We start from the raw sequence: 26,179 nt of genomic DNA, 5'->3' as shown, positions 1-26,179 counted from the left end.
TCCTTGGTTAACTGGAGGATCAACCCCGGGGGTCCTTGTGCGGATCCCCCCAGCGCACGAGGGCGCCATGGCCGACCCGACCCGGAAACGGTACACCGTCTTTCTCCCCCGCACCGATTTCCCCATGAAGGCCGACCTGCCCCAGCGGGAGCCCAAGCGCCTCGACCGGTGGAAGGCCGAAGGCCTCTACGCCCGGGTCGAGGCCCGCAAGAAGGCCGACAACGCCGCGGGCCTGGGCAGCGGACGCAGGATCCTCCATGACGGCCCCCCGTACGCCAACGGGGCCATCCACATCGGCCACGCCCTGAACAAGATCCTGAAGGACATGGTGGTCAAGTCGCTCTGGCTGGACGGGTACGAGTCGCCGTACATCCCCGGCTGGGACTGCCACGGCCTCCCCATCGAACACGCCGTGGAGCGCGACCTGGGCCCCAAGCGCCGCGAGATGAGCCGCAGCGACTTCCTGGCCCGGTGCCGGGCCTACGCCCAGAAGTGGATCGACTCGCAGCGGGCCGGTTTCCAGCGCCTGGGCGTCCTGGGCGCCTGGGAGGATCCCTACGTCACCATGCAGCCCCGCTACGAGGCCGACGTGGTCAGGCTCCTGGCCCGGCTCTTCGAGTGCGGCGCCGTCACCCGCAAGCTCAAGGTCGTGCACTGGAGCTACGGCGCCCGCACCGCCCTGGCCGAGGCCGAGGTGGAGTACGCCGACAGGACCAGCCCCGCGATCACCGTGGCCTTCCCGGTGCCCGAGTCCGAGGCGGTGCGCATGCACCTGCCCACGCCGCTCTATCTTCCCATCTGGACCACCACCCCCTGGACCCTGCCCAGCAACCTCGCCATCGCCATGCACCCCGACATGGAATACGCGGTGGTGCAGGCCGGTGACAGGCACTACCTGGTGGCCGTGGCCCTGCAGGAGGACTTCCAGCGGCGCCTGGGCGTGCCCTTCCACGTGAAGGAGATCCGCAAGGGCAAGGCCTTCCAGAGCCTCAAGGCCCGCCATGCCTGGCTGGACCGGGAGAGCCCGGTGCTCCTGGCCGACTACGTCACCGCCGACACCGGCACGGGCCTGGTGCACACCGCCCCCGACCACGGCGTGGACGACTTCAACCTCGCCCACCACCTGGGCCTCCTGCAGCTGGTGGGTCCCGACGGGCGCTTCACGGCCGACGTGAACGACCCCGAGCTGGAAGGCAAGAACATCTTCGACACCAACGTCCTGGTGGTGGAGCGCCTGCGGGCCTCCGGGGCCCTGCTCCACGACGAGATGCTCACCCACAGCTACCCGCACTGCTGGCGCACCAAGACGCCCATCTTCTTCCGGGCCACGGAGCAGTGGTTCATCACCATGGACGACGAGCTCAACGGCAAGGGCAGGAGCCTGCGGGAGCTGGGCCTGGGCGGCGTGGACAGCACACGCTGGGTCCCGGCCCAGGGCCGCAACCGCATCCACGCCATGATCGCGGGCCGCCCGGACTGGTGCATCTCCCGGCAGCGCGCCTGGGGCACGCCCCTCACGGTGCTGCGCTGCACCGAGTGCGGCGAGCCCCTGGCCACCGCCGACATCTTCGCCAAGGCCGCCGCCGCCATCGAGGCCGGCGGCGTGGAGGCCTGGGCCGAGCTCCCCCTGGAGCAGCTCAAGCCCGCCGGCGCGGTGTGCGCCAAGTGCGGGGCCGACGCCTTCGCCAAGGAGACCGACATCCTGGACGTGTGGATCGACTCGGGTGTCAGCGCCGCCGTGGTGTGCGACACCCATCCCGAGCTGAGCCGCGCGGACTACGGCAAGTTCATCTACCTGGAGGGCTCCGACCAGCACCGCGGGTGGTTCCACTCCTCGCTGCTGTTCAACCTCGCGGCCACCGGGGACAAGCCCTACGACACCGTCGTCACCCACGGCTTCGTGCTGGACGGCAAGGGCCAGAAGATGAGCAAGAGCCTGGGCAACGTGGTCACCCCCGAGGAGATCATGAAGACCCTGGGCGCCGACATCCTCCGGTGGTGGACGGCTTCCGTGGACTACAACGAGGACGTGCGCATCTCCAAGGAGATCCTGGAGCGTTCCGCGGACGCCTACCGGAAGATCCGCAACACCCTGCGCTTCCTCCTGGGCGCCCTGGCCGACTTCGACCCCGCCACCGACGTGGTGCCCGAGGCCGAGTTCTCGCCCCTGGACGCGTGGGTGTGGGGGGCCTTCGGCGACATGGCCAACCAGGTCACCGTGGCCTACCGGAACTTCCAGTTCATGGAGGCCGCCCAGGCCCTGCACTCCTTCTGCCAGCTGGAGCTTTCCGGGCAGTATTTCGAGATCATCAAGGACCGCCTCTACTGCGACGAGCCGGGCTCGGCCCGGCGCCGGAGCTGCCGCACCCTGTGCTGGAAGCTCGCCCAGGGCCTCTCGGCCCTCCTGGCGCCCATCCTCACCTTCACGGCCGACGAGGTGTGGGAGAACATCCCCGGCACCGCGGACTCCGTCTTCGAGCAGCGCTTCCCCGTGGGCGCCCCCCACCCGGCCTCCGCCGAATGGAACCGCTTCTGGGAGATCCGCCAGGCCGTCCAGGCCGCCATGGAGCCCCACCGGGCCGCCAAGACCATCGGCACCAGCCTGGACGCCCAGGTCACCCTGCTGCTCCCCGACGCCGACCTGGCCCTCCTGGGGCGCCTGGGCGAGGATCCCCAGGACCTGCTGGTGGTCAGCGGCCTTGAGCTGCAGGCCGCCCCGGCCCTGGACGTGGCCGTGGCCGCCCATGCGGGCGTGAAGTGCCCCCGCTGCTGGAACCACAAGGGCGGCGCGGGCCAGGGCGAGGACGCCGACCTGTGTCCCCGGTGCTGGGACGTGGTGCGGAACCAGGCATGATCCGCCGCCTGCCCTGGCTCCTCCTTCCCGCCGCGGCCCTGGCCGTGGACTTCGCCTCCAAGGCCTGGATCGTGGGCCTGCTGGCCCAGCGGGGCACCCACGTGGTCATCCCCGGCTTCTTCAGCCTGACCCTGGGCTACAACCCCGGCGCCATCTTCGGCACCCTGGGCGGGGCTCCGCCCCGGGTGCGCACCGCGGTCTTCATCGTCTCCGGCATCGCCGCCGTGGCCTACTTCGGCTGGGAGTTCCTGCGGGAGACGACCCCCACCATCCAGCGCGTGGCCCTGGGCCTCATCCTGGGGGGCGCCCTGGGCAACGGCCTGGACCGTCTGCGCCACGGCGCCGTGGTGGACTTCCTGGACTTCGAGTTCTGGGGTTGGCACTACTGGACCTTCAACCTCGCCGACAGCTTCATCGTCTGCGGGGGCATCCTCCTCGGCCTGGCCCTGTTCCTGGGGGCCATGAAGCACCGCAGGGCGGCCGGGGACCTCGAGTAGGCTTCCCGCCGGCAGGATGGTGGAGCCCCGCCACTCCCGGCGGGGCTTTCGTGTAGCATATTGCGAGGTATATCCCCCACCTGGAGTCCCCATGCGCCTGCGTTCCTCCGCCCTCACCGCCCTTGCCGTGCTGCTGGCCGCCCCGGCCCTGCGTTCCGACGAGGGCATGTGGACCTTCGACAACGTGCCCGCCGCCCGCATGAAGGCCGCCTACGGGTTCGCCCCGGACGCCGCCTGGCTCAAGCGCCTCCAGCTGTCCACGGTGCGCTTTCCCGGGGGCACCGGCGCCTTCGTGAGCGTCGACGGCCTGGTGATCACCAACCACCACGTGGGCCGCAGCTCCATCCAGCAGGTGGCCACCGCCGAAAAGGACTTCATCCGGGGCGGCTTCACCGCGGCCGACCGCGCCCATGAGCTGAAGGTCCCCGGCCTGGAGCTGATGATGCTCGTCTCCACCCAGGACGTGACGGCCCGGGTGCGGGAGGCCGCCAAGGGCCTGCCTGAGGCCGAGGCCCTCAAGGCCCGGCGCAACGCCATCTCCGCCCTGGTCAAGGCCGAGGAGGCCCGGACCGGGCTGACCTGGCAGGCCGTGAACCTCTACCATGGCGGGGAGCACTGGCTCTACGGCTACCGGAAGTTCACCGACGTGCGCCTGGTGACGGCCCCCGAGCTGCAGCTGGCCTCCTTCGGCGGGGACCCGGACAACTACACCTTCCCGCGGCACAACCTGGACTTCGCCCTCTTCAGGGTGTACGAGAACGGCGCGCCCTACCACCCCGAGGCCTTCCTGCCCTGGGCGTCCACGCCCCTGAAGAACGGCGACCTCACGCTGGTGTCGGGCCACCCGGGCACCACGTACCGCCAGGAGACCTTCGCCCAGATGAGCTACGCCCGGGACATCTCCATCCCGGCCCGCATCGCCGCCCAGCTGCGCCGGCGCGCCGCGCTGGCGGCCTTCGCCGCCACGGGCGACGAGCCCCGGCGCATCACCGCCGACGCCATCTACGGCATCGACAACGGCGTCAAGCGCATGGAAGGCATGCTGATGGGCCTGCGCAAGCCCGGCAACCTCGAGAAGGTGGAAAAGGCCGAGCTGGAACTCAAGGCCCAGGTGGAGCGGGACCCCGCGCTGAAGGCCTCCGTGGCCCAGAGCTGGGACCGCATCGCCCAGGCGGTGAAGCGCCAGAAGGAGCTGCTCGGCGAGACGTCCCTGCTGGCGGTGCGGGACGTGCTGGGCTCCGACTTCCTCCTCAAGGCCCTCACCCTGGTCCGCATGCCGGCGGAGGCCGCGCTGCCCACGGACAAGCGCCTGGCTGAATTCACCGATGGGGCCCTGAAGGCCACCCGGGACAAGCTCCTCAACCCCGCGCCCGTGCACCTGGACCTGGAGAAGGTGCGCATCGCCGAAGGCCTGCGCGAGGCCCTCCGGCAGCTGGGTGCGGACCACCCCGCCGTGAGGGCGCTCCTGGCCGGCCGCAGCCCCGAGGAGGCGGCCCGGGCCGCCGTCGACGGCACCACCCTGGCCGATCCCGCCGCCCGCAGGGCGCTCATGGACGGCGGCGCGCCGGCCCTGGCCGCGTGCAAGGACCCGCTCGTGGCCTTCGCGCGGGTGCTGGACCCCATCGTGCGCGCCGCCCAGGCCCGGCAGCAGGAGGAGGTGCAGAGCGTCCTGGACGAGCACGGCGGCCGCATCGCCGGGGCGCACTTCAAGGTCTACGGGAAGGCCATCTACCCCGACGCCACCTTCACCCTGCGCCTCACGTACGGACCCGTGGCCACCTACGCCGCCAACGGCACCCTCATCCAGCCCTTCACCACCTTCCACGGTCTCTTCGACCGCGCCATCGGCTGGGGCCCCGAGGCCGAGCACGGCGTCTGGTCCCTGCCCAGGCGCTGGTGGGACCTCAAGGACAAGCTGGACCTGGCCACCCCCTTCAACTTCGCCTACGCCTGCGACACCGTGGGCGGCAACTCGGGCTCCCCGGTGGTGAACGCCAAGGGTGAGCTGGTGGGCCTCAATTTCGACAGCAACATCGAGGCCCAGGCCGGCTACTACGTGTACGACGGCACCAGCAAGCGCTCCATCGCCGTGGACGCCCGGGCCATCCGGGAGGCCCTGGTCAAGGTCATGGACGCCGGGTGGGTGGCCAAGGAGCTCACCGGCAGGTAGAACGAGGAAGCAATCTGGATCCGGCCCGGCTAACATCGTCAATATCCCATCCAACCTCCTTGGAGAAGCCATGACGTACGCTCTTCGCGCCCTGGGCCGGTTCCCGGTCCTCCTTGCCGCCGGCGCCCTGGTGGCGCAGGTGCCCCAGCTGCCCCGGATCCCCTACGAGACCTTCACCCTGGCCAACGGCCTCCGGGTGGTGGTGCACGAGGATCACAAGGCCCCCATCGTCGCCGTGAACATCTGGTACCACGTGGGCTCGAAGAACGAGAAGCCCGGCAAGACCGGCTTCGCCCACCTGTTCGAGCACCTCATGTTCAACGGCAGCGAGCACCAGAACGCCGACTACTTCAAGGTGCTGGAAAAGCTCGGGGCCACCGACCTGAACGGCACCACCAACTCCGACCGCACGAACTACTTCCAGAACGTGCCCACCAGCGCCCTGGACACGGTGCTCTGGATGGAATCGGACCGCATGGGCCACCTCCTGGGAGCCATCGACAAGGCCCGCCTGGACGAGCAGCGGGGCGTGGTTCAGAACGAGAAGCGCCAGGGGGAGAACCAGCCCTATGGCCGGACCTACGAGGCGCTCACCAAGGGCACCTATCCCGTGGGCCACCCCTACAGCTGGACGGTCATCGGTTCCATGGACGACCTCAACGCCGCCAGCCTGGACGACGTGAAGGCCTGGTTCCAGTCCTACTACGGACCCAACAACGCGGTGCTGGCACTGGCGGGGGACATCGACCTGAAGACCGCCAAGGAAAAGGCCGAGCTGTACTTCGGCTCCTTCAAGGCCAACCCGCCCATCGACCGCCCCAAGGTCTGGGTTCCCCGCATGACCGGCGAACGGCGCCAGGTGATGCAGGATCGCGTGCCCCAGGGGATGCTGGCCATGGTCTGGAACACCCCTGAGCTGGGCAATGTGGAGGCCGAGCAGCTGAGCCTCCTGGCCGGGGTGCTGGGCGGAGGGCGCACCTCCCGCCTCCACCGGCGGCTGGTGGAGAAGGAGCAGCTGGCCACCAACGCCTTCGCCTACGCAATGGCCCAGGAGATCTGCGGGCAGTTCTCCGTGCGCGTCATGGCCCGGCCCGGGGCCGACCTGGGGAAGATCGAGCGCATCGCCAAGGAGGAACTGGCGCGCCTGGTGGCCGAAGGTCCCACCGCCGACGAACTGGCCCGGCTGCGGGCGCGGCAGCAGTCCAGCTACATCCAGAGCCTTGAGCGCATCGGCGGGTTCGGCGGCAAGTCCGACATGCTGGCCTCCGGCCTGACCCTGGCCGGCGACCCCGAGCTGCGCCACACGTCCGCCACGCGCATGCTGGGCTACTCCGCCGCGGAGATCCAGACCGCGGGCCGGAAGTGGCTCGGCGACGGCTCCTTCATCCTGGAAGTGCACCCCTACGTCGAACCCAAGGCCGCGGCCAAGGACGCCGACCGGTCCAAGGTCCCCGTGCCCGGGGCCGTGCCGGCCCTGAAGCTCCCCGCCTTCCAGCGGGCCACCCTCTCCAACGGCCTCAAGGTCGTGCTCGCCGAGCGCCACGAGGCGCCGGTGGTGCAGTTCGAGCTGATGCTCGAGGGCGGCTCCGCGGCCGACGCCCAGCTCCCCAGCGGGGCCGGCACGGTGACGGCGGCCCTGGCCATGCTGGACGAGGGCACGAAGACGCGCACCGTGAAGGAGATCCGCGAGCAGTTCGAGCTCCAGGGCGCCAACTACGGGGCGGGGGCGTCCATCAACCAGAGCTTCGTGTTCCTGGGCGCGCTCAAGGCCAACCTGGACGCGTCGCTCTCCCTGTGGTCCGACGTGGTGCTGAACCCCGTGTTCCCCGCGGCCACGCTGGAGCGCGTGAAGAAGGAGAGGCTCGCCGCCATCGCGCAGCAGAAGAACAGCACGGAGGGTCTGCGTTCCCGGCTCATGGGCCCGGTCCTCTACGGCCCCCGGCACCCCTACGGAAACTTCTCCTCCGGCACCGAGGCGCGGGTGGCCGCCCTGAAGGCCGAGGACCTCAAGGCCTTCCACCAGGCCTGGTTCAAGCCTGGCGGCGCCACGCTCCTGGTGGGCGGGGACATCACCATGGCCGAACTCCTGCCCCGGCTCGAAAAGAACCTGGGCGCCTGGGCCAAGGGCGCCGCGCCCAAGGTCGTCGTGCCCCCGGCGCCCAACCCCGCGGCCACCACCCTGTACCTGGTGCACAAGCCCGGCGCCATCCAGTCCGGCATCAGCCTGGTGGCCACCGCCGCGCCCCGCAGCGAGGCCGACGAACCCGCCGTGGCCGCCATGCAGGCCGTGCTGGGCGGCATGTTCACCTCCCGCGTCAACCTGAACCTGCGCGAGGACAAGCACTGGACGTACGGGGCCTTCGCTGCCCTCATGGACACACGGGCCGTGCGCACCTTCTACGCGGGCGCCTCGGTGCAGACCGACAAGACCGCCGAGTCCGTGGCGGAACTGGAAAAGGAGATGAAGGGCATCCTGGGCGCCGTGCCGGTCACCGAGACCGAGCTGGCCCTGGCCAAGGACAACCTCACCCTGAGCCTGCCCGGCCAGTACGAGACGGTGCGGGCCCTGGTGGGCGGCATGGGGGAGATCGTCACCTGGAACCTGAAGGACGATTACTTCCAGTCCTACGTGGGCCGGGTGAACCAGCTCAAGGCCGAGGACCTGATGAAGGCCGCCCGCAAGATCATCCCCGCCCAGGGCCGCACCTACATCATCGTCGGCGACCGCGCCAAGGTGGAGCAGCCACTGCGGGACCTCAAGCTCGGTGAGGTGAAGGTGCTGGACGCCGACGGCAACCCCGAAGCGAAGTAGCCTGAGCCCATGCCCTCCGCCGTCCCCCCGGGCGGCGGAGGCCATGGGAGGCGGTCACCCCAGCAGGGACACCGCGCTGGCGTCCTGGGCGCTGGCATCGCCGCCAAGGTAATCGAGGAGCGACTCGTGCCGGGCGCCCATGAGGGCGGTGAGGATGGAGGACGTGTCGGCGCCCCCCGCCTTCGCCTTGGCCAGGGCCGCCATGAGGGCCGAACTGGACGTCAGGCCCGACGAGCCGTAGGTGCCGGTGCCGCCCTGGAGGGCCCCCAGGAGGGTGGCGAGGCTGCCGGGGTTGTCCTTGAAGTAGCCTTTGAGGGTCGTCATGTCCCCGGCCACGTCCTTCTGCGCGCCGAAGAGGTCGCCCATGGCCTGGGTGACCTCCGCCGGGGCCTTGGCCAGGCTGAGGGAGGTGGAGGACAGGTTCAGGAGGTCGGAAAGGGAGCCCGTGGCGTTCGCCGCACCCTGGCCGCCGGAACCCGCCGCCGCCAGGGACTGGAGGATGATGCTGCCGAGGCTCTGGGAATCGCTGGAACCGACCGAGTTGATGGACATGGGAACTCCTGGGCAAACCCTGCCTTCGGGTTTGGCGGAGCAAAGGCCATGCCGGGATCCTAGTTGGCGCGCCGGATCCAGGCCGGTCCCTGGTCCGCCCCGGCCCGCAGGAGCCGTCGCAGGGGGGGGCCGTCGGGGCCGGTGAGGTAGATGTCGTATTCCTCGTCCACGAGGCCGCTGAAGGCGAGCCATTTTCCGTCCGGGGACCAGGCGGGTGAGTACGCCCTCCCTTCGAATTCCAGGAAGCGGGGGAGCCCACCCGCGACGTTGAGGACGCCTATGCGCGCGAAATCCATGTTAAGGCGCTGGAAGGCGATCTGGGTGCCGTCCGGGGACCAGGTGGGGAAGTAGTCCCCGTGGAGGGTGCTGGAGGCCGTAAGCTGCCGGACCTGGCCGCCGTCGGCGTCCATCACCCAGAGGGCGGGGGTCCCGCCGCGGTAGGAGGTGAAGGCGATGCGGGTGCCGTCCGGCGACCAGGCCGGGGTGACCTCCCCGGACATCATGGGGTCCCCGGGCTGGCGGGGGGTGAGGTTGCGCGGGTCCTGCAGGGCCTTGTCCGCCACCCGGGCCGTGAAGATGTCCCCGGCGGGGTCCTCGGACCGGGAATGGAACGCGATGCGGGTGCCGTCCGGGGACCACACCGCCTCCCGCTCGGTGACCGTGCCGTCCATGGAGAGGGGGACCGCAGGTCCCGACAGGTTCTCCACCAGCATGACCTGGGCCGGCAGTTCATCGGTGGGAAGGCTGCTGTAGACGATGGCCTTCCCATCCGCCCGGGCATGGGGGCGGGTGCCCGCGTACCCCGCGCCCAGCACCTGCGGCGCCCCGCCGTCCAGGCCCACCCGGTAGAGGAGGCGCGTCCCGTCCGGGTTCTGGCCGTCGAAGAGGAGGTCGTAGGCCACCGGCCCGGGCTGGGTGGACGCCTGTCCCGAACCTCCGCCGCAGGCCGCCAGGAGGGCCAGCCCGCCCACAGCCGCCGCCAGCCGGAGTTTGGCTGAATAGAGGATGTTTATATCGTGCATTACAGGCCTCCCGTGCCGGAAAATCACCAGGTCGCCTGTCTACGAAAAGGGAATACGGAAGGTTTATTGAAAAAGTTGCCCTAGAAACAGAACGTGGCCCCCGCCGTGTCCTTCACCAGCAGCTCCCGGATCGCCGTGACCTGGGTGGCCATCTGGAGGAAATCCAGGGGCAGCAACGCCTGGGGGCCGTCGCTGAGGGCCTGGGAGGGCTGGCAATGGGTCTCCACGATGATGCCGTCGGCGCCGGCGGCCACGGCGGCCCGGGCGCAGGGGATCACCAGGTCCCGGCGGCCCGTGGCGTGGCTGGGGTCGGCGATGACCGGGAGGTGGGTGAGGGCCTTGGCGGCGGGGATGACCGAGACGTCCAGGGTGTTGCGGGCGTGGGCGCTCCAGGTGCGGATGCCGCGCTCGCAGAGGATGACGTTGCGGTTGCCTTCGCTGAGGACGTACTCGGCGGCGAAGAGCCACTCCTCCAGCGTCGCGGCGGGGCCGCGCTTGAGGAGCACGGGCTTTCCGGACTGGCCGGCGCGCTTGAGGAGGGCGAAGTTCTGCATGTTGCGGGCGCCGATCTGCACCAGGTCGGCCACGCGCTCCACGCTGTCGAAGGTCTCCACCTCGGTGGCCTCGGTGACGATGCCCAGGTCGAATTCCCGCCGGGCCTCGGCCAGCAGGTCCAGGCCCTCCTGGCCCAGGCCCTGGAAGGCGTAGGGGCTGGTGCGGGGCTTGTGGGCTCCGGCGCGCAGGAGCTTCGTGCCGCTCTCGGCCACGTAGCGCGCCACCGTGAACAGCTGCTCCCGGCTTTCCACCCCGCAGGGGCCGGCCATGAGGGCCAGGCCGCGCCCGCCCACCTTGACCCCCCTCACGTCCACGATGGTGCGGCCCGGGGCGGCGTCGGCGGAAGCCAGCTTGAAGGGGCTGGTGATGGGCACCACCCGGCTCACCCCCTCCAGGGGCTCGATGCGGTCGGTCTTGAGGACGCGCGACGCGTTGGGGGCCAGGATGCTCGTGGCCGCGGGCGACTCCTGGACGAAGGCCCGCACCCCGGCCCCCTCCAGGACGGCCATGACGGTTCCCACCTGTTCCGCCGTCGCCCCGGGCTCCATGAGAATGAGCATCGTCGCCTCCGGTCCCATCTTACCGGGTCGCCCATAACCTGTCTTGATGCCCGCGGCGCCCTGACGCATCCTGGAACCACGAGGATGGACCATGGAAGCAGCGACCCTGAACTGCCGATCCTGCGGCGCCGCCGTGGGGGAGGATGACGTGCGGTGCCCCTACTGCCGGAGCCAGCTGGCCACGGTGGCCTGCCCCCGGTGCCTGGCCATGGTGTCGGTGCACGCCGCCCACTGCTCCCATTGCGGGGCCGAGGTCATGCGCAACGAGGGCGTCGCCACGGAGCTGGCCTGCCCCTCCTGCAAGGCCGCGCTGGTGCACACCTCCGTGGGCGAGGCGCACCTGGACTCCTGCAATGCCTGCGGAGGCGTGTGGGTCGCCCAGAAGGAGTTCGAACGCATCGCCGGGGGCCGGGAGGAGCGGGGCGGGGTGCTGGGCGCGCTGCCCGGGGAGGGTCCCCGGGGCCCCATCCAGGCCGAAGCGATCCGCTACCGCCCCTGCGCCCAGTGCGGCAAGTTCATGAACCGGGTCAACTACGCCCGCAATTCCGGCGTGATCCTGGACGTTTGCAAGGACCACGGCCTCTGGTTCGACCGGGACGAGCTGCGCCGGGTGCTGGCCTTCATCGAGGGCGGCGGCCTGGACAAGAACCGCGATCGCGAGATCCGGGAACTGGACGAGAAGCGCCGGAACGCCGTCCCCGACGCCCCCCAGAGCATCCTGATGGCCGACGCCGGCCAGGCCCAGGGGTTGGGCCTGGGCAACTCGGGGATGGAGATGGTCGTGCGGGGCCTCTTCGGCCTCTCCCGCTGGCTATAGGCCGGCGATTTCCAGGAGCTTGAGGAACTTGGCCGGGTCCAGGCTGGCGCCGCCCACCAGGCCGCCGGCGACGTGGGGCACCTTCAGGATCTCCGCGAAGTTCTCGGGCGTGACGCTTCCGCCGTAGAGGATGGGAACCTGCGCTCCGGGGGCGCCCATGAGGGTTGCCAGTTCCTTGCGGATGAAGGCATGCACCTCGGCGATCTGCTCCACCGTCGCCACCCGGCCGGTGCCGATGGCCCACACGGGCTCGTAGGCCACGGCGATGGGGCTTACGGGGGCCTGGGCGAGGATGGCCAGTTGCCCCCGCAGGACCTCCAGGGTCTCGTTCGCGTCCCGCTGGGCGAGGGTCTCGCCCACGCAGAGCATGGGCATGAGGCCCTGGGCCGCGGCGGCCTTGACCTTGGGCAGCAGGGTGGCCTCGGTCTCGCCGTTGTACTGCCGGCGCTCGCTGTGGCCCAGGAGCACGCCGGTGCAGCCGGCGTCCATGGCCATGGCCATGGACACCTCGCCGGTGTAGGCGCCCTTGGCCTCGGCATGGGCGTTCTGGGCGTAGACCCGCACGCCGCTGCCGGCCACGAGCCGGCTCACCACGGGGATGAGGGGGAAGGGCGGGGCGATGGCGGCGACGACGCCCTCCACGGGCCGGTAGGAGGCCAGGAGCGTGGCGCAGAAGGCCTCGGCGTCCCGGCGCAGGTGGTTCATCTTCCAGTTGGCTACGACCATTCTCATTGTCGGTTCCGATCTAGTGAAGGGCGGCGACGCCCGGGAGTTCCATGCCGCTGAGGAATTCGAGGCTCGCGCCCCCGCCGGTGGAAACGTGGCTCATGCGCTTCGTGACGCCGGCCTTGTTGGCGGCGGAGACGCTGTCCCCGCCTCCCACCACCACGAAGGCGCCCTTGCCGGCGGCGTCGGCCATCTCCTCGGCGATGGTGAGGGTGCCGCTGGCGAAGGCGTCGATCTCGAACACGCCCATGGGGCCGTTCCAGAGGAGGGTGCGGGCCTTGCGGATCTCCTCGGCGTAGGTGGCGACGGTCTCGGGACCGATGTCCAGGCCCATCTTCCCGTCGGGGACGCCCGCGTCCTGGGTGATGTCGCATTCCGCCTCGGCGGAGATGGCGTCGGCCACCACGTGGTCCGAGGGGAGCAGGAGCCGGGTGCCGGCGGCCGCGGCCTCGGCCAGGAGGGTCCTGGCCAGGTCCAGCTTGTCGTCCTCGCACAGGCTCTTTCCGATGGGGATGCCCTGGGCCTTGAGGAAGGTGAAGGTCATGGCGCCGCCGATGAGGATGGCGTCGGCCTTGCCGAAGAAGTGCCGGATGATGTCGATCTTGTCGGAGACCTTGCTGCCGCCCATGACGGCCAGGAGGGGCTTCTCGGGATCGGTCATGACCTTGCCCAGGGCCTTGAGCTCCTTCTCCATGAGGAAGCCCGCCACGGCGCGGCCCGCGGGCATGAAGGGCACCATGCCGCTCACGGAGGCGTGGGCGCGGTGGGAGGCCCCGAAGGCGTCGTCCACGTAGGTGTTGGCCAGCTTCGCCAGGGCCTGGGCGAATTCGGGCTTGTTCTTGGTCTCGCCCTTGTCGAAGCGCAGGTTCTCCAGGAGCAGCACCTGGCCGGCCTTCAGGGCCGCGGCCTCGGCCTCCACGGCCTCGCCCACGACGCCGCTGGCCAGGCGCACGTCCAGGCCCAGGCCCTTGAGGTGGGCGGCCACGGGCGCCATGCTGAATTCCTTCTCGAACCCCGTGCCGGCGGGGCGGCCCAGGTGGGAGCAGAGCACCACGCTCGCGCCGCCGTCCAGGAGGAAGCGGAGGGTGGCCAGGGTCTCGGTGATGCGGGTGGCGTCCTTGATCACGCCCTCCTTGATGGGCACGTTCAGGTCCGCGCGAAGGAAGACCCTGTGGCCCTTGACATCGATGTCCCTGACGGTTCTGAACGACATGGCAGTCTCCCGGATCGGCGTTATGGCTTCATTCTACCCCAATCCGCCCCAGGAAGCCGATCCAGCGCGGCGATGCGGCGGCGTCGAAGGGCGCGCCGTGGTAGTCCCCGGCCTCGCCGATCCGTTCCAGCCCGCAGGCCCGGGCCATGTCCACCAGCTCGCCGGGTTCGTAGAGGCGGACCGATTCCGTGACACGGCGGGTGGCGCCCGTGTCCACGCGGGTGAGGTCCATGCGCTTGACGATGCGGCCGCTTTCCAGGGACCGGCGGCTCACCACCCGCAGACCGTGGTGGACCGCCTCGTCCTCCTTCACCAGGGTGGCCCGCACATGGGCGGCGTTGAGGAAGTCCAGCAGGAGAACCCCCCCCGGGCGCAGGAGCCCGCGCAGGGACAGGAGCAGCGCCCGGTTCTGCTCGTCGGAGAAGTACCCGAAGGGCGTGAACCACATGCAGATGCCCGCGAGGCTGCCCGGGCGCACCGGGAGCCGCCGCATGTCGCCCCTGAGGAGCCAGGGCCGGAGCTCAGCGGGCGCCATGGCGAGGAGGTCCCGGGAGAGGTCCAGGCCGAAGGCGAGGTCGTTGGTGCGGCGAAGGGCCTCCAGGTGCCGGCCCGAGCCGCAGGCGAGGTCCAGCACGGGCCCGGAGGCTAGGCCGGGGGCCCGCGCCAGGGCCATGGCCACCGCCGTGCGGGCCTCCTCGGGGCCGCGCCCGGCGTAGATGGCCGCGTAGTCGCGGTCGAACCAGTCCTTGAACCATTCCGCCACCACCCGGCCTCCCGTGACCATCCTCTCACGGCTGCGCGGTTACACTATCCCTTCGAGGAACCCCATGCTCCGCCCCCAACAGATCGAAGACCAACTCCAGTTCATGCTGTCCACGCTCATCCAGCGGGAGCTCCGGGACCCGGACCTGGGGTTCCTGACCCTCACGGCCGTGCGCATCACCGGGGACCGCAGCATCGCCCGGGTCTACTACACCGTCCTGGGCGACGAAGCCCAGCTGGACCGCTCGCGCAAGGCCCTGGGCCGCGCCGCGGGCTTCCTGCGCACCCACCTGGCCAAGCACCTCAAGATGCGCCGCGTGCCCGAACTGCAGTTCTTCCCGGACGCCACCCTTGAGGAGGGCAACAAGATCGAGGCCATCTTCCAGAAGATCAAGGAAGAGGAAGCCGCCCGTCCACCGGCGTCCGAGGACGAGGCTTGATCCCCGGCGTCCACCTCGTCCACAAGGAGGTCGCCCAGAGCAGCTTCGACGTGGTCCGGACCTTCAAGCACGAGGCCTGGGAAGCGGGCCTGAAGAAGTTCGCCCTGGGCCACGGCGGCACCCTGGATCCCTTCGCCGAAGGGCTCCTCCTGGTCCTGGCCGGCCAGGCCACGCGCCTCATGGAACTGCTCCACCCCCTGCCCAAGACCTACCTGGCGCGCGTCGCCTGGGGCTCGGAGACCGATTCCGGGGACCACCTGGGACTGGTGACCGCCGAAGGCCCCACGCCCGCTCCGGAGGCCCTCCAGGACGTCCTGCGCGGCTTCCTGGGCTGGACCGACCAGGTCCCCCCCGCCACCAGCGCCAAGAAGATCGACGGCGAGGCCGCCTACCGGAAGGCCCACCGGGGCGAGGTCTTCGAGATGAAGCCCTGCCGGGTCTACCTGCACGCCGCGGAGTGGGTCGCCCACGACCTGCCCGGGGAATCCCTCCTTCGCATCACCTGCCGGGGCGGCTACTACGTGCGCTCCCTGGCCCGGGACATCGGGCGGCTCCTGGGGTGCCCCGCGCACCTGAAGGGCCTCGTCCGCACCGCCATCGGCCCGTGGCAGGACCCCGGAAGCGGGAACCGCGTGGCCGTGGCGGGGCGGGACGTGCTGCCCTGGTGCGCCGTGCGCGTCCTGGACGATGCGGAGGCCGATCACCTCCTGCACGGGCGGCCCGTGCCCCTCGGGACCCTGGAACCGCCCGCGTGGCCCCTGCCGGCGGGCTTCCCCGACCCGGAGGCGCCGGTGGCGGGGGTGCACGGGGGCAGGACCGTGGCTCTGCTTCGGGAGAAGGACGGAGCCTACTGGACCTGCGCGAACCTCCGGGGCGGAATCTAGCCTACTGGTCGGACCAGTGGAGCTTTTCTCCCAGCAAATGGAAGAAGCTGGATTCCGGATTCTGGATCAGGGTGATGGCCTTCTCCGATCTTCGCAGCTCCAGCCGGTCCCCGGCGTGGACTTCCATCTCCAGCTGCCCGTCAAGGGTCAGGTGGGCGTCCTCGGCCCGGTCCAGGGTGATGGACACGGGAAGGTGGGCCGGCACCACCAGGGGGCGGAGCGTCAGGGAATGCGGGCAGATGGCGGAAAGGACCCAGGCGTCCAGGGCGGGATAGAGGATGGGCCCGCCCGCCGAAAGAGAATAGGCGGTGGAGCCGGTGGGGGTGGCCACGATGAGGCCGTCGGCCTTGATGCTGGCGGCGTCGTGGCCGTCCACCTGGATGCGGAACTCCATGATGCGGGCCACCACGCCCTTGTTCACCACGGCGTCGTTGAGGGCGGGGCGGCCGCCCAGGACCTCGCCGCCCCGCACCACCTGGGCGTGCAGCATGGTCCGGGTCTCCTTGCCGAAGGCCCCCTGGAAGTAGCTCTCCACCACCGCCCGGGCCTCGCCGGAGGGGTGGCTGGTGAGGAAGCCCAATGAACCCAGGTTGATGCCCAGCAGGGGGGTGCCCCGCATCCCCACGTGGCGGGCGGCGGTGAGGAGGGTGCCGTCCCCGCCCAGGGCCAGGCACAGGTCCGGTGCCGGGAGGCCCGCGCCGTAGGCGGCGTCCCCCCGGAAGGCCTCCGGGGGCAGTCCCGCGGCGTTCCAGGCGCCCTGGATCTTGGGGTGGGCCCACACGTCCCAACCCCGGGCCAGGAAGGTGGGCACCACGTCCGCGAGGCCCTGGACGAGCCAGGGGGACCTGCTCTTGGCGACGATTACGAGGGTGGGTCGGACCATGACCTTAGGTTACCCTGGGAGCATGGCTACGAAAGCGGAGAACTCCCGGAAACCTCGTAAGGCGGGGCGGAGGATCCCCTGGAAATGGATCGCGTGGATCACCGCCGCCCTGGCGGCGACGGGGGGCCTGGTCCTGGCGGTGGCGTGGTCCATCATGAGCCGGGACGTGGACAGCTTCCTCACGTTCTTCGCCCTGCGCGTGCCCAAGACCATCACCAAGGTCCTGGACCGCAACGGGGACGTCATCGGCGTGTTCGCCGAGGAGAACCGGGTGGTGATCCCCTTCGGGGACATCCCCAGGGCCTTCGTGGGCGCGGTCATCGCCACCGAGGATTCCGACTTCATGAGCCACGGCGGGGTCTCGGCCCGGGGCTTCGTCCGGGCGGGGTTCAACTTCCTAACCAGCTTCGGCCGGCGCAGGGAAGGGGCCTCCACCCTCACCATGCAGCTGATCCGCACCGTCACCGCCAAGCGCCAGAAGCGCCTGGACCGCAAGCTCAAGGAGGTCATCCTCGCGCTCAAGCTCGAGAAGGCCTACACCAAGAAGCAGATCTTCGAGCAGTACGCCAACGAGGTGTACTTCGGGGGCGGGCGCTACGGCATCGAGGCCGCGAGCCAGTTCTACTTCGGCAAGAGCTCGCCCCAGCTCGCCGTGGAGGAGTGCGCGCTCCTGGCGGGCCTTGTGCAGAACCCCAACTGGTACAACCCATACAACCCCGATCCCAAGGCCCGCGCCGCGGCCCGGGCCCGGCGCAACCATGTGCTCCGGCGCATGGCCGCCGAGGGCTACATCAAGGAAGCCGACGCCAAGACCCTTTCGGAGCGCCCGGTGCGCCTGGCCCGGGAGAACGCCCGGGAGGAGCAGGTGGCCCCCTATCCCGTGGAGGAGGTGCGCCAGTACCTCTACCGCAAGTACGGCAAGGACAAGGTCCTGGAGGGGGGCCTGGAGGTCACCACCACCATCGATTCCGTGTGGCAGTCCGCGGCCAACGACGCCGTTCGCGCGGGGCTGCGGGCCGTGGATCGCCGCCGGGGCTACCGCAAGGACGGCGTGCAGTTCGCGGGGGACCCCGAGAAGGCCGGCCTCCCGGGCTGGAACCGCTTCTTCGAGGCGGGCGACTCGGTGCGGGGGGTGATCCTCGCCTGGAACGCCTCCGGCGCCACCGTGCGCATCGGCAAGCGCATCCTGGAGGTGCCCGATTCGGCCTTCGCCTGGGCCGGCTCCAAGACCATCCGGTCCATCCTCGTGCGCGGCGCCGCGCCGCTGTTCATCGTCAAGCAGGCCAATGAGGAGGGCGCGCCGGTCAAGCTCGAGCTGGACCAGGAGCCCGACGTGGAAGGGGCCCTCCTGGCCGTGGACCCGGGCACCGGCGAGATCCGGGCCATGGTGGGCGGCTACGACTTCAAGCGGTCCATGTTCAACCGGTCCTGGCAGGCGGAACGGCAGGTGGGATCGTCCATGAAGGCCTTCGTGTACGGCGCGGCCTTCGCCCAGGGCCTCACCCCCGCCACCATGGTCGAGGACGTGCCCACGCGCTTCACCTACGACGCCACCGTGTACGAGCCCAAGAACTACGAGCGGGACTACTGGGGGCCCATCTCCATCTGGGAGGCCGTGCGCGATTCGCGCAACATGGCCGCCGTGCGCACCCTGGAGGCCACGGGCATCGAGAACGTCATCGCCTTCGCCCGGGCCGCGGGCATCAGCGGCCACCTGAATCCCTACCCCAGCCTGGCCCTGGGCGCCTCGGACCTCACCCTCAAGGAGATGGTGCGGGGCTACAGCACCTTCGCCCTGGGCGGCAGGCAGGCCCCGGTGCCCTTCCTCATCAAGAAGATCGTCGACCGCTCCGGGCGGGTGCTGGAGAACTACGAGCAGGGCCCCGGCGAGCAGGTGGTGGATCCCATGAGCAACTTCCAGCTCATCCAGTGCCTGCAGGGCGTGGCCCAGCGCGGCACCGGCGCCCGTTCCAACGAGCTGAACTGGCCCGTGGCCGGCAAGACCGGCACCACCAACGACCACACCGACGCCTGGTTCGTGGGCTTTTCCACCCGCATCACCTGCGGCGTGTGGGTGGGCCTGGACGCCAAGAAGACCATCTTCCGGGGCGCCGACGGCGCCAAGGCGGCCCTGCCCATCTGGGTGGACTTCATGAAGGCGGCCCTGCCTTCCACCCCCCGGGAGGAATTCCCGGTGCCCGAAGGCATGGAGTGGGCCGACATCGACCGGTACACCGGCCTCACCGCCACCAGCGCCACCCAGCCCACGGACCTGGTGCGCCTGGCCTTCAAGCCCGGCACCGCCCCCAAGTCCGCCAGCACGGGGGAGGCCATCCAGAAGGTGCGGGAGGCCCGGCAGAAGGCCAACAGCCAGCCCGTGGAGAACCGGGCCTGGGGCGTCAGCCTCGCCGTACCCGGCACGCCGGTGCAACCGCCCGCCGAACAGCCCTGATCCGGCCCGCGGCCGCGGCGGTCAGGACCTTCCTGGAGGAGGCTCCATCCGGCCCGGCAGGAAGCCCCGCCCCACCAGTTCCCGCCGCAGCGCCACCGCCCCGGTGAACCGGATGGCGTCGAAGCCCAGGGCCTTGGCGGCGTTCACGTTTGCCAATCCGTCGTCGATGAAGACCGTCCCGGCCATGGGGATGCCGCAGCGCTCGGCGGTCAGCCGGTAGATGGCGGGGTCGGGCTTGGTCATCCCCTCGCGCCCGGACACCACGATCTCCTGGAACCAGTCCAGGAACGCATAGTGCTTCCGGGCCATGGGGAAGGTCTCGGCCGACCAGTTGGTGAGGGCGTAAAGGGGGTGGCCCAGGGCCTTGAGTTCCGCCAGGAGGTCCACCGTGCCCGGGATGGTGCCGTTGAGCATCTCCTCCCAGCGGCTCCACCACCAGTCGATGGCGTCCCGGTACTCGGGCCACGAGGCCTGCTTTTCCTTGATCGCCTCGGCAAAGGGCCTGCCGCCGTCCAGGGCGAGGTTCCACTCGGGGGTGCAGACGTTCTTCAGGAAGAACTCCGTCTCCGCGTCCCCGTAGACCTGCCTGTAGAGGTGCCTGGGGTTCCAGTCGATGAGGACTCCGCCGAGGTCGAACAGTAGGGCTGGTCTATGGGGCACGCGCATCCTCCGTGCTGAAGAATACCTAATCGCGGCGCTTCTTGGGGAAGTCGCCGGGCTTGCCGTTCTTCCACGAGGGCTTGGCGTAGGGCTTCTTGGCGGCGTAGGCCGGCTTCTGGCCGGGGGTCCAGCCGGGCTTCTCCCCGGGCCGGGGCTTGAAGGGGCGCTTCTCCGCGGAGTAGTCCTGGCGGGGCGCGTCGGGGATGTCGAAGCCGTCGTGCTCGGGCCCTTCGACCATGGACAGGAGGGCTGCCACCAGGGAGGCCGGGTCGCGGCCTTCCAGCATGCGCCGCGCCGCGTCCAGGAGGGCCGGGGACTCGATGGCCTTGAGCTTGTCCGCGAGGCGGCGGGTGCGCAGCTCCTTGATCTCGGCCTGGGTGGGCACGGCGCGCCATTCGAGCTTGAGGCCGCCGCGGCGGGCCCAGGCCAGGAGGATGCGGGACTCCTTGAAGCTCACCAGGGCGAGCGAAGCGCCCTTGGAACCGGCCCGGCCCGTGCGGCCCGAGCGGTGGATGTAGCTTTCCATCTGCGTGGGGATGCCCATGTGGACCACCAGGGGCATGCCCTCCACGTCGATGCCGCGGGCGGCCACGTCCGTGGCCACGAGGTAGCGGAGCTTGCCCTCCTTGAAGTTCGACATGATGCGGTTGCGGGCCTGCTGGCCCAGGTCGCCGTGGAGGCAGTCCGCGATGAGGCCGGCGTCCCGCAGGGACTGGGCGACCTCTTCGGTCTGCACCTTCATCTTGGTGAAGATGAGGGCGGCGCTGGGCTCGTCGGCCAGGAGGAAGTTGACCAGGGCCTTGGTCTGCAGGTGCTCGGCCATGATGCAGGGGGTGTGGTCGATGTCGGCGTGCTGGCTGCTGCCCTCGGCCTGGGCGTGGTTGATGCGGAAGGGGTTCTTGAGGAACCGCTTGGCCAGGCTCGCGATGGGGGCGGGCAGGGTGGCCGAAAAGAGGTAGGTCTGGGGGTCGGACGGCACGCCGGAAAGGATCTTCTCCACGTCCTCCAGGAAGCCCATGTTCAGCATCTCGTCGCACTCGTCCAGCACGACCATGGAGATGGAGGAGAGGTCCAGGGTCTGGCGGGTGAGGTGGTCCTGGACCCGGCCGGGGGTGCCGACCACGACCTGGGCGCCGTACTTCAGGGCCTTGAGCTGGGGCACGTAGCTCAGGCCGCCCACCAGCAGGGCCACGTCCAGCCTGGGCATGACGCTCTGGAGCTCCTCGGCCACCTGCTGCGCGAGCTCGCGGGTGGGGCACAGGACGATGGCCTGCGGCTTGCGCTCGTCCTTGAGGCGGTGGAGCAGGGGCAGGCCGAAGGCCAGCGTCTTGCCGGACCCGGTGCGGCTCTGCACGAGCAGGTCGCGCCCCTCGAGTCCGGGCTGGAAGGTCTCCTGCTGGACAAGGGTGGGGGTGGTGAAGCCCCTGCGGCTCAACGCCGACAGAAAAGGCTCGGAGCAGCCCAGGGCTGCGAAGGTCTCGGTGGTCAAGTTGTCTCCCGGGGCGTCGCCGGGAACATCGGAGCTGAACTGCGCCTGCCGGACCTGGCCCAAACAGCTAGTATCCCACGAAATCCCTTGAAACTCCAGGAGTTTTGTCGGAGGGCAACCCATGGGATAATACCGCCATGATCACAATCCTTCTCATCCGGCACGGGATCGCCGAGGATCCCGGACACGGCCTCAGGGACTCCGACCGGGGCCTCACGGCCGAGGGATGGGAGAAGACCCGGGCCGCCATGAAGGGCCTCGTGCGCCGCGGCTACACGCCGGCGCGGGGAATCTCCAGCCCCTTCCGCCGCGCGGCCGAGACCATGGTGTGCCTCAAGGAGGCCACCGCCGAGGGCTTCCCCGTGGGCTGCTGGGAAGGGCTGGAGCCCTCGGGCTCCGCGGGCGCCGTGCGGGAATGGCTCGACCTGATCGTGGGACAGGCGCGGCCCTTCGAGGTCATCGCGCTGGTGAGCCACCAGCCCCTATGCTCGGACCTGGTCATGAACCTCACCCGCAAGGGCCTCGACTTCAAGAAGGCCAGCTGCGCCGTCCTGCACTGGGACGGCGTGCGCTTCTCCCTGGCGGCGCACTTCACCCCGGCGGAACTGCGGGGAGACGCTTGAGGACGGCGGGACAGCTCGCGACCCTTCCGGGGGGCATCACCCTCCATTACCGCGTCCAGGGCCAGCCCGGGGCGCCGTGGCTGGTGCTCATCAACGGCCTGCTCTCCGACACCACCATGTGGGCCGGCGTGCTCCCCGGGCTCACGCCGCGGTTCCGGGTGCTCACCTTCGACTGCCGGGGGCAGGGCCGCTCCGACGCGCCCCTGGAAGGGCCCTACACGGCCCCGCAGATGGCCCAGGACGCCTGGGAGCTCCTGGAGCACCTGGACATCCGGGAGCCGTGGCTCGGGGGTCTCTCCAACGGCAGTTCCGTGGCCCTGGAACTCCTGGCGGCCCACCCGGGCGCGTTCCCCGGGGCCGTGCTCACCAGCGCCATGGCCCGCACGGACTTCACGATGCGCCTGCGCCTGGAGCACTGGCTGCATTGCCTGGACCTGGGCGGGCCCGGCCTCCAGTTCGACGCGGTGGCCCCCTACCTGTGGGGGGACCGTTTCCTGGAGGCCCGCTACCAGGTACTGAAGGCGTACCATGAATCAAAAAAGGAAGACGGCAAACCTTTTCATGGTTTCCGACACCAAATAGCTGGTGCTCTCCAATGGGACATTCGGTCGCGGCTGATGGCCATCCAGGAGCCGGTTCTATGCCTGGCCGGCGCCGAGGATCTGCTAACGCCCCCTTGGAAGTGCCTGGAAGTGGCCCAGGCCCTGCCTTCCAGCCGCTTCGAACTGGTTCCCGGCATCGGACACGCCTTTCCCGTGGAGGATCCCCATCGATACTGTGAAAAAATCACGACCTACATATCTTCTTATTAATGAACTCCGCAAGTGTATTTTGTCATTCCGCGTTGATGGGTTATGATTCTCGATCCCAACCTCGTCACTTCCCGACCTGTCCCCAAAGGGGGAATCCATGCCCATTGAAACCCAAGCCCCTGCGGTCCTGAGCCTCCAGGATCTCAAGGAGCAGTCCATCGGTCGCCTGGCCGAAATGGGCAAAGCCTACGAGATCGAGAATCCCCTGGGCATGCGCAAACAGGAGCTGATCTTCCGGCTCCTGGAAGCCCAGGCCCAGCGGGAAGGCCTGTTCTTCGCGGAAGGCGTCCTGGAGGTGCTGCCCGAAGGCTTCGGGTTCCTCCGCGCCCCCGAGCACAACTACCTGGCGGGTTCCGACGACATCTACGTCTCGCCCAGCCAGATCCGCAAGTTCGGGCTGCGCTCGGGCGACACGCTCTCGGGCATGATCCGGCCCCCGCGCGGCGACGAGAAGTTCTTCGCGATCATGCGCATCGACGCCATCAACTTCGACCCGCCCGGGGCCGCCAAGGAACGCGTCCATTTCGACAACCTGATCCCCCTGTACCCCACCCAGATGCTCAAGATGGAACGGGACCCGCAGGAGCTGAGCACCCGCGTCATGGACCTCATGACGCCCCTGGGCAAGGGCCAGCGCGCCCTCATCGTCGCCCCGCCCCGCACCGGCAAGACGGTGCTCATGCAGAACATCGCCAACAGCATCACCCTGAACCACCCGGAAGTATTCCTCATCGTCCTGCTCATCGACGAGCGCCCCGAGGAAGTCACGGACATGGAGCGCAACGTGAAGGGCGAGGTGGTTTCCAGCACCTTCGACGAGCCCGCCACCCGCCACGTCCAGGTGGCCGAGATGGTCATCGAGAAGGCCAAGCGCCTGGTGGAACACAAGAAGGACGTGGTGATCCTGCTGGACTCCATCACGCGCCTGGCGCGGGCGTACAACACGGTGGTGCCCCTTTCCGGCAAGGTGCTCTCGGGCGGCGTGGACTCCAACGCCCTGCAGCGGCCCAAGCGCTTCTTCGGCGCGGCCCGCAACATCGAGGGGGGCGGCTCGCTCACCATCATTGCCACCGCGCTCATCGAGACCGGCTCGCGCATGGACGACGTGATCTTCGAGGAGTTCAAGGGCACCGGCAACAGCGAGATCGTCCTGGACCGCAAGCTCAGCGACAAGCGCATCTTCCCGGCCATGGACATCCAGAAGTCCGGCACCCGCAAGGAGGACCTCCTCATCGAGGCGGCGCGCCTGGCCAAGATCTGGGTGCTGCGAAAGATCCTCAGTTCCAGCGGCCCCGTGGAAAGCATGGAACTGCTCCTGGACCGCCTCGGCAAGTCCAAGAACAACGACGACTTCCTGGCCAACCTGCAGGACGCCCCGGCTCCGGGGGGCCGGCGGTAACCTTCAGACCTAAACCGGTTCTTGGTATCCTGGGTCCTACTTCAGGTTGGGGAGGCGCTGGCCTTCCGGCCCGTCATCCCCTTGATCCCGAGGCCCCATGCCCCGTTCCGTCCAAGCGCAGGCTGCCGCCCGCCCCCGGGTGCAGGTGCTCGATTTCACCCGGCTGGTGGCCCTGGCGCTCATGGTCCAGGGGCACACCCTGGACGCCCTGGTGGATCCCCGCTGGCTCGACCCGGAAACCTTCCACTGGCGCACCTGGGTGCACCTGCGCGGCCTCACGGCCCCGCTGTTCCTCATGGTGTCCGGGGCGGCCACCGTCCTGGGCCTGCGCTACGAGGCGGATGGCCGGCTGGTGAAGGGGGTGCTCCGGCACCGGGTGTGGACCGCCGTGAAGGTGATGGCCCTGGGCTACCTGATGGTGTTCCCCGCGGCCCGGATCGCCGACCTGCGGTGGGTTTCCCGGGAGGTCTGGCAGGGCTTCCTGCAGGTGAACATCCTCCAGGCCAACGGCGCCACCCTGCTGCTGCTCACCGGGCTCTTGGCCTGCGTCCGGACCCGCCGCCGCTATGTGGGCTGGAGCCTGGGGCTGGGACTGCTGGTGGTGCTCGCCAGCCCCTGGGTCTTCGCGGTGGACTGGTTTCGCTGGCTGCCCGAAGGACTGGCTGCTTTCCTGTCGTACCGGCACGGCTCCGGCTTTCCGCTGTTCCCCGCCAGCGGCTTCATGTTCCTGGGGGTCGGGCTCGGCGGGGTGCTGATGGAATCCCCGCCGGACCTCCGCCTCCGCCGCTTCCGCCTGACCTGCCTGACCGCATGCGCGGCCTTCCTGCTGCTGGGCCTGGCGGCCGAGCACTTGCCCCAGCACCTGTTCCCCGCCCACGAACCCCATCAGGCGGGCTACGCCTACACCTGCCTGCGGGTGGGCTTCGCCCTGCTGATCCTGGGCCTGATGGGCTGGGTGACCGAAGCCTGGCCGCGCCTGGTGGCGGCGGTGGCCCCCCTGGGCCGGAAGTCCCTGCCGGTGTACCTGGGGCACCTCATCCTCCTGTTCGGCCTGCCCTGGACCGTCGGCTTGGCCACCGAGCGGTTCCACCAGCTCTCCCTGGTCGAGGGTTGGCTCTACGTCTTCCTGGTGGGCAGCGTCACCTTCGGGGCGATGCTGCTCTGGAACGCGATGATGGACCGGGCGCCGTGGCTGGGGCGCATGATCCGGTTCTCGGCCGCGGTGGCGCTGTTCGCCCTGCTGCTCTGAGCTTAGATCCCGGAGGGGAGGCCACAGCAATCCAGCCTGAATTCCGTTGGTTAGGCTGAAGCCAAGTTTTGAAATCCTTTTTGGGTTGTTCCCGGAATTGAGTGAAGGCCTAGACCCACACTCACTCGGGCCTGCTCTTGAGAAGAGCTTTGGGAGGGGTGGTCGAAGGCCGTCCTGATCCCGTCATTGAGACAATTCGAAATGAAAAAACTATCGCCGAGGCGCCGAGGCGCCGGGGTTCGCCGAGAAAAGATCTTCTTTTTTCGGCGATCCTCGGCGTCTTCGGCGCCTCGGCGATAGGCCCTTTGATGGAGTTTTTTGCGGGCGGTAGTTCCCCGGCAGCCCTATCTGGCGATGATCACGACTCGTCGGGAAGGTGGGTTCCGGATGGCCTCCTTCCAGCGCACCTTGGCCAGGTCCCGGTCGATGATGACGCGCCAGCCCTGCGCGCGGCCCGGCATGTGCACCAGCACCTCCCAGCCCTTGGTGCCGTCGGTCTGGATGATCCTGCGCGTGGTCACGGCCTCGCCCAGGGTTTCGGATTCCGCGAGGGCGCGGGCATCCTCGGCGTTGTCGCAGGGTTCCTCCGCCGACTGGGCGGAGACGAATTGGGTCAGGGCGACCAGGGGGAACAAGGCGTGCATGCGCATGGTGGGGCTCCTGGGTGGGTCAGGTCATGCGCGGGGCCGACCGGGTACGGTGTTTCTCCAGGCTGGGTGGCGTGCCTGGGGCTGGAAGGCGCGCGGCC

The 26,179-nt window shown here is 69.6% G+C and carries 22 protein-coding genes; 12 read left to right on the top strand and 10 right to left on the bottom strand.

All coding sequences use genetic code 11. From position 1 onward, the window contains the following. The first annotated feature begins 67 nt into the window (after positions 1-67). The 4 genes from ileS (at position 68) to ACZ5LB_RS06780 (ending at position 8,333) form a co-directional block, all read left to right on the top strand. Positions 68-2,854, top strand: coding sequence for an isoleucine--tRNA ligase (gene ileS, locus ACZ5LB_RS06795; RefSeq protein ID WP_464605426.1), 2,787 nt, complete (start codon positions 68-70; stop codon positions 2,852-2,854). Further along, the gene (gene lspA, locus ACZ5LB_RS06790) at positions 2,851-3,351 is read left to right on the top strand and encodes a signal peptidase II (protein ID WP_464605425.1); all 501 of its coding nucleotides are present in this window, start codon (positions 2,851-2,853) and stop codon (positions 3,349-3,351) included. Before ileS ends, lspA begins: the two co-directional genes overlap by 4 nt. 91 nt (positions 3,352-3,442) lie before the next feature. After that, on the top strand, positions 3,443-5,521 hold the full coding sequence (locus ACZ5LB_RS06785) for a S46 family peptidase (RefSeq protein ID WP_464605424.1): 2,079 nt from the start codon (positions 3,443-3,445) through the stop codon (positions 5,519-5,521). Positions 5,522-5,591: 70 nt separating this feature from the next. Next, a complete protein-coding gene (locus tag ACZ5LB_RS06780) occupies positions 5,592-8,333 on the top strand; it encodes a M16 family metallopeptidase (protein WP_464605423.1) in 2,742 nt (913 codons plus the stop codon). A gap of 54 nt (positions 8,334-8,387) precedes the next feature. Here ACZ5LB_RS06780 and ACZ5LB_RS06775 read toward each other — a convergent pair whose 3' ends face one another. The 3 genes from ACZ5LB_RS06775 to aroF all read right to left on the bottom strand — a co-directional run bounded on the left by ACZ5LB_RS06775 (position 8,388) and on the right by aroF (position 11,022). Next, positions 8,388-8,885 (bottom strand): hypothetical protein, encoded by a 498-nt coding sequence (locus ACZ5LB_RS06775; protein WP_464605422.1) that lies wholly within the window; start codon positions 8,883-8,885, stop codon positions 8,388-8,390. Between the two features lie 59 nt (positions 8,886-8,944). Next, positions 8,945-9,907, bottom strand: coding sequence for a TolB family protein (locus ACZ5LB_RS06770; RefSeq protein ID WP_464605421.1), 963 nt, complete (start codon positions 9,905-9,907; stop codon positions 8,945-8,947). Between the two features lie 80 nt (positions 9,908-9,987). Continuing rightward, positions 9,988-11,022 carry a 3-deoxy-7-phosphoheptulonate synthase gene (gene aroF, locus ACZ5LB_RS06765; protein ID WP_464605420.1) on the bottom strand — a complete coding sequence of 345 codons (1,035 nt, stop codon included), beginning with the start codon at positions 11,020-11,022 and terminating at the stop codon, positions 9,988-9,990. A 91-nt stretch (positions 11,023-11,113) separates the two neighbouring features. Between aroF and ACZ5LB_RS06760 the strand changes: the two genes are divergently transcribed. Then, positions 11,114-11,839 carry a TFIIB-type zinc ribbon-containing protein gene (locus ACZ5LB_RS06760; protein ID WP_464605419.1) on the top strand — a complete coding sequence of 242 codons (726 nt, stop codon included), beginning with the start codon at positions 11,114-11,116 and terminating at the stop codon, positions 11,837-11,839. Here ACZ5LB_RS06760 and tpiA read toward each other — a convergent pair. From tpiA to ACZ5LB_RS06745, 3 genes are read right to left on the bottom strand one after another with little or no spacing between them, the layout of a single operon-like run. Further along, positions 11,834-12,571, bottom strand: coding sequence for a triose-phosphate isomerase (gene tpiA, locus ACZ5LB_RS06755; protein WP_464605418.1), 738 nt, complete (start codon positions 12,569-12,571; stop codon positions 11,834-11,836). The genes ACZ5LB_RS06760 and tpiA overlap by 6 nt on opposite strands. Positions 12,572-12,584: 13 nt before the next feature. Beyond that, positions 12,585-13,778, bottom strand: coding sequence for a phosphoglycerate kinase (locus ACZ5LB_RS06750; RefSeq protein WP_464605417.1), 1,194 nt, complete (start codon positions 13,776-13,778; stop codon positions 12,585-12,587). A 28-nt stretch (positions 13,779-13,806) separates the two neighbouring features. Further along, the gene (locus tag ACZ5LB_RS06745; protein ID WP_464605416.1) at positions 13,807-14,562 is read right to left on the bottom strand and encodes a methyltransferase domain-containing protein; all 756 of its coding nucleotides are present in this window, start codon (positions 14,560-14,562) and stop codon (positions 13,807-13,809) included. 43 nt (positions 14,563-14,605) lie between these two features. On the opposite strand from ACZ5LB_RS06745, the gene rbfA reads away from it, so the two are divergent. Together rbfA and truB are read left to right on the top strand one after the other, a co-directional pair. Further along, positions 14,606-14,980: a 30S ribosome-binding factor RbfA gene (gene rbfA / locus ACZ5LB_RS06740; protein ID WP_464605415.1), complete on the top strand. Its 375-nt coding sequence runs from the start codon at positions 14,606-14,608 to the stop codon at positions 14,978-14,980. After that, positions 14,977-15,864 (top strand): tRNA pseudouridine(55) synthase TruB, encoded by an 888-nt coding sequence (truB, locus tag ACZ5LB_RS06735; RefSeq protein ID WP_464605414.1) that lies wholly within the window; start codon positions 14,977-14,979, stop codon positions 15,862-15,864. Before rbfA ends, truB begins: the two co-directional genes overlap by 4 nt. 1 nt (position 15,865) lies before the next feature. Here the strand turns inward: truB and ACZ5LB_RS06730 are convergent, their stop codons facing one another. Next, complete coding sequence (locus tag ACZ5LB_RS06730) at positions 15,866-16,747, bottom strand: NAD(+)/NADH kinase (protein WP_464605413.1); 882 nt, start codon at positions 16,745-16,747, stop codon at positions 15,866-15,868. A 22-nt stretch (positions 16,748-16,769) separates the two neighbouring features. On the opposite strand from ACZ5LB_RS06730, the gene ACZ5LB_RS06725 reads away from it, so the two are divergent. Continuing rightward, complete coding sequence (locus tag ACZ5LB_RS06725) at positions 16,770-19,199, top strand: penicillin-binding protein 1A (protein ID WP_464605412.1); 2,430 nt, start codon at positions 16,770-16,772, stop codon at positions 19,197-19,199. A 21-nt stretch (positions 19,200-19,220) separates the two neighbouring features. Here the strand turns inward: ACZ5LB_RS06725 and ACZ5LB_RS06720 are convergent, their stop codons facing one another. Both ACZ5LB_RS06720 and ACZ5LB_RS06715 read right to left on the bottom strand, forming a co-directional pair. Continuing rightward, complete coding sequence (locus ACZ5LB_RS06720; protein WP_464605411.1) at positions 19,221-19,865, bottom strand: HAD family hydrolase; 645 nt, start codon at positions 19,863-19,865, stop codon at positions 19,221-19,223. A 19-nt stretch (positions 19,866-19,884) separates the two neighbouring features. Continuing rightward, positions 19,885-21,348, bottom strand: a complete 1,464-nt coding sequence (locus tag ACZ5LB_RS06715; protein WP_464605410.1) for a DEAD/DEAH box helicase — start codon at positions 21,346-21,348, stop codon at positions 19,885-19,887. A 137-nt stretch (positions 21,349-21,485) separates the two neighbouring features. On the opposite strand from ACZ5LB_RS06715, the gene ACZ5LB_RS06710 reads away from it, so the two are divergent. The 4 genes from ACZ5LB_RS06710 (at position 21,486) to ACZ5LB_RS06695 (ending at position 25,431) form a co-directional block, all read left to right on the top strand. Further along, entirely contained in the window at positions 21,486-21,971 is a 486-nt protein-coding gene (locus tag ACZ5LB_RS06710; protein ID WP_464605409.1) for a SixA phosphatase family protein, read from the top strand. Then, a complete protein-coding gene (locus ACZ5LB_RS06705; RefSeq protein WP_464605408.1) occupies positions 21,968-22,783 on the top strand; it encodes an alpha/beta fold hydrolase in 816 nt (271 codons plus the stop codon). Before ACZ5LB_RS06710 ends, ACZ5LB_RS06705 begins: the two co-directional genes overlap by 4 nt. A gap of 127 nt (positions 22,784-22,910) precedes the next feature. Beyond that, complete coding sequence (rho, locus tag ACZ5LB_RS06700) at positions 22,911-24,182, top strand: transcription termination factor Rho (RefSeq protein WP_464606297.1); 1,272 nt, start codon at positions 22,911-22,913, stop codon at positions 24,180-24,182. Positions 24,183-24,279: 97 nt separating this feature from the next. Beyond that, on the top strand, positions 24,280-25,431 hold the full coding sequence (locus ACZ5LB_RS06695) for a heparan-alpha-glucosaminide N-acetyltransferase domain-containing protein (RefSeq protein WP_464605407.1): 1,152 nt from the start codon (positions 24,280-24,282) through the stop codon (positions 25,429-25,431). A gap of 344 nt (positions 25,432-25,775) precedes the next feature. Here the strand turns inward: ACZ5LB_RS06695 and ACZ5LB_RS06690 are convergent, their stop codons facing one another. Then, positions 25,776-26,081 carry a hypothetical protein gene (locus ACZ5LB_RS06690; RefSeq protein WP_464605406.1) on the bottom strand — a complete coding sequence of 102 codons (306 nt, stop codon included), beginning with the start codon at positions 26,079-26,081 and terminating at the stop codon, positions 25,776-25,778. Positions 26,082-26,179 lie beyond the last annotated feature (98 nt).

This window comes from Mesoterricola sp. MK458 (assembly GCF_055384935.1).
The sequence above is the reverse complement of the archived record's forward strand: the minus strand, read 5'-3'. Positions and strand labels throughout refer to the sequence as shown.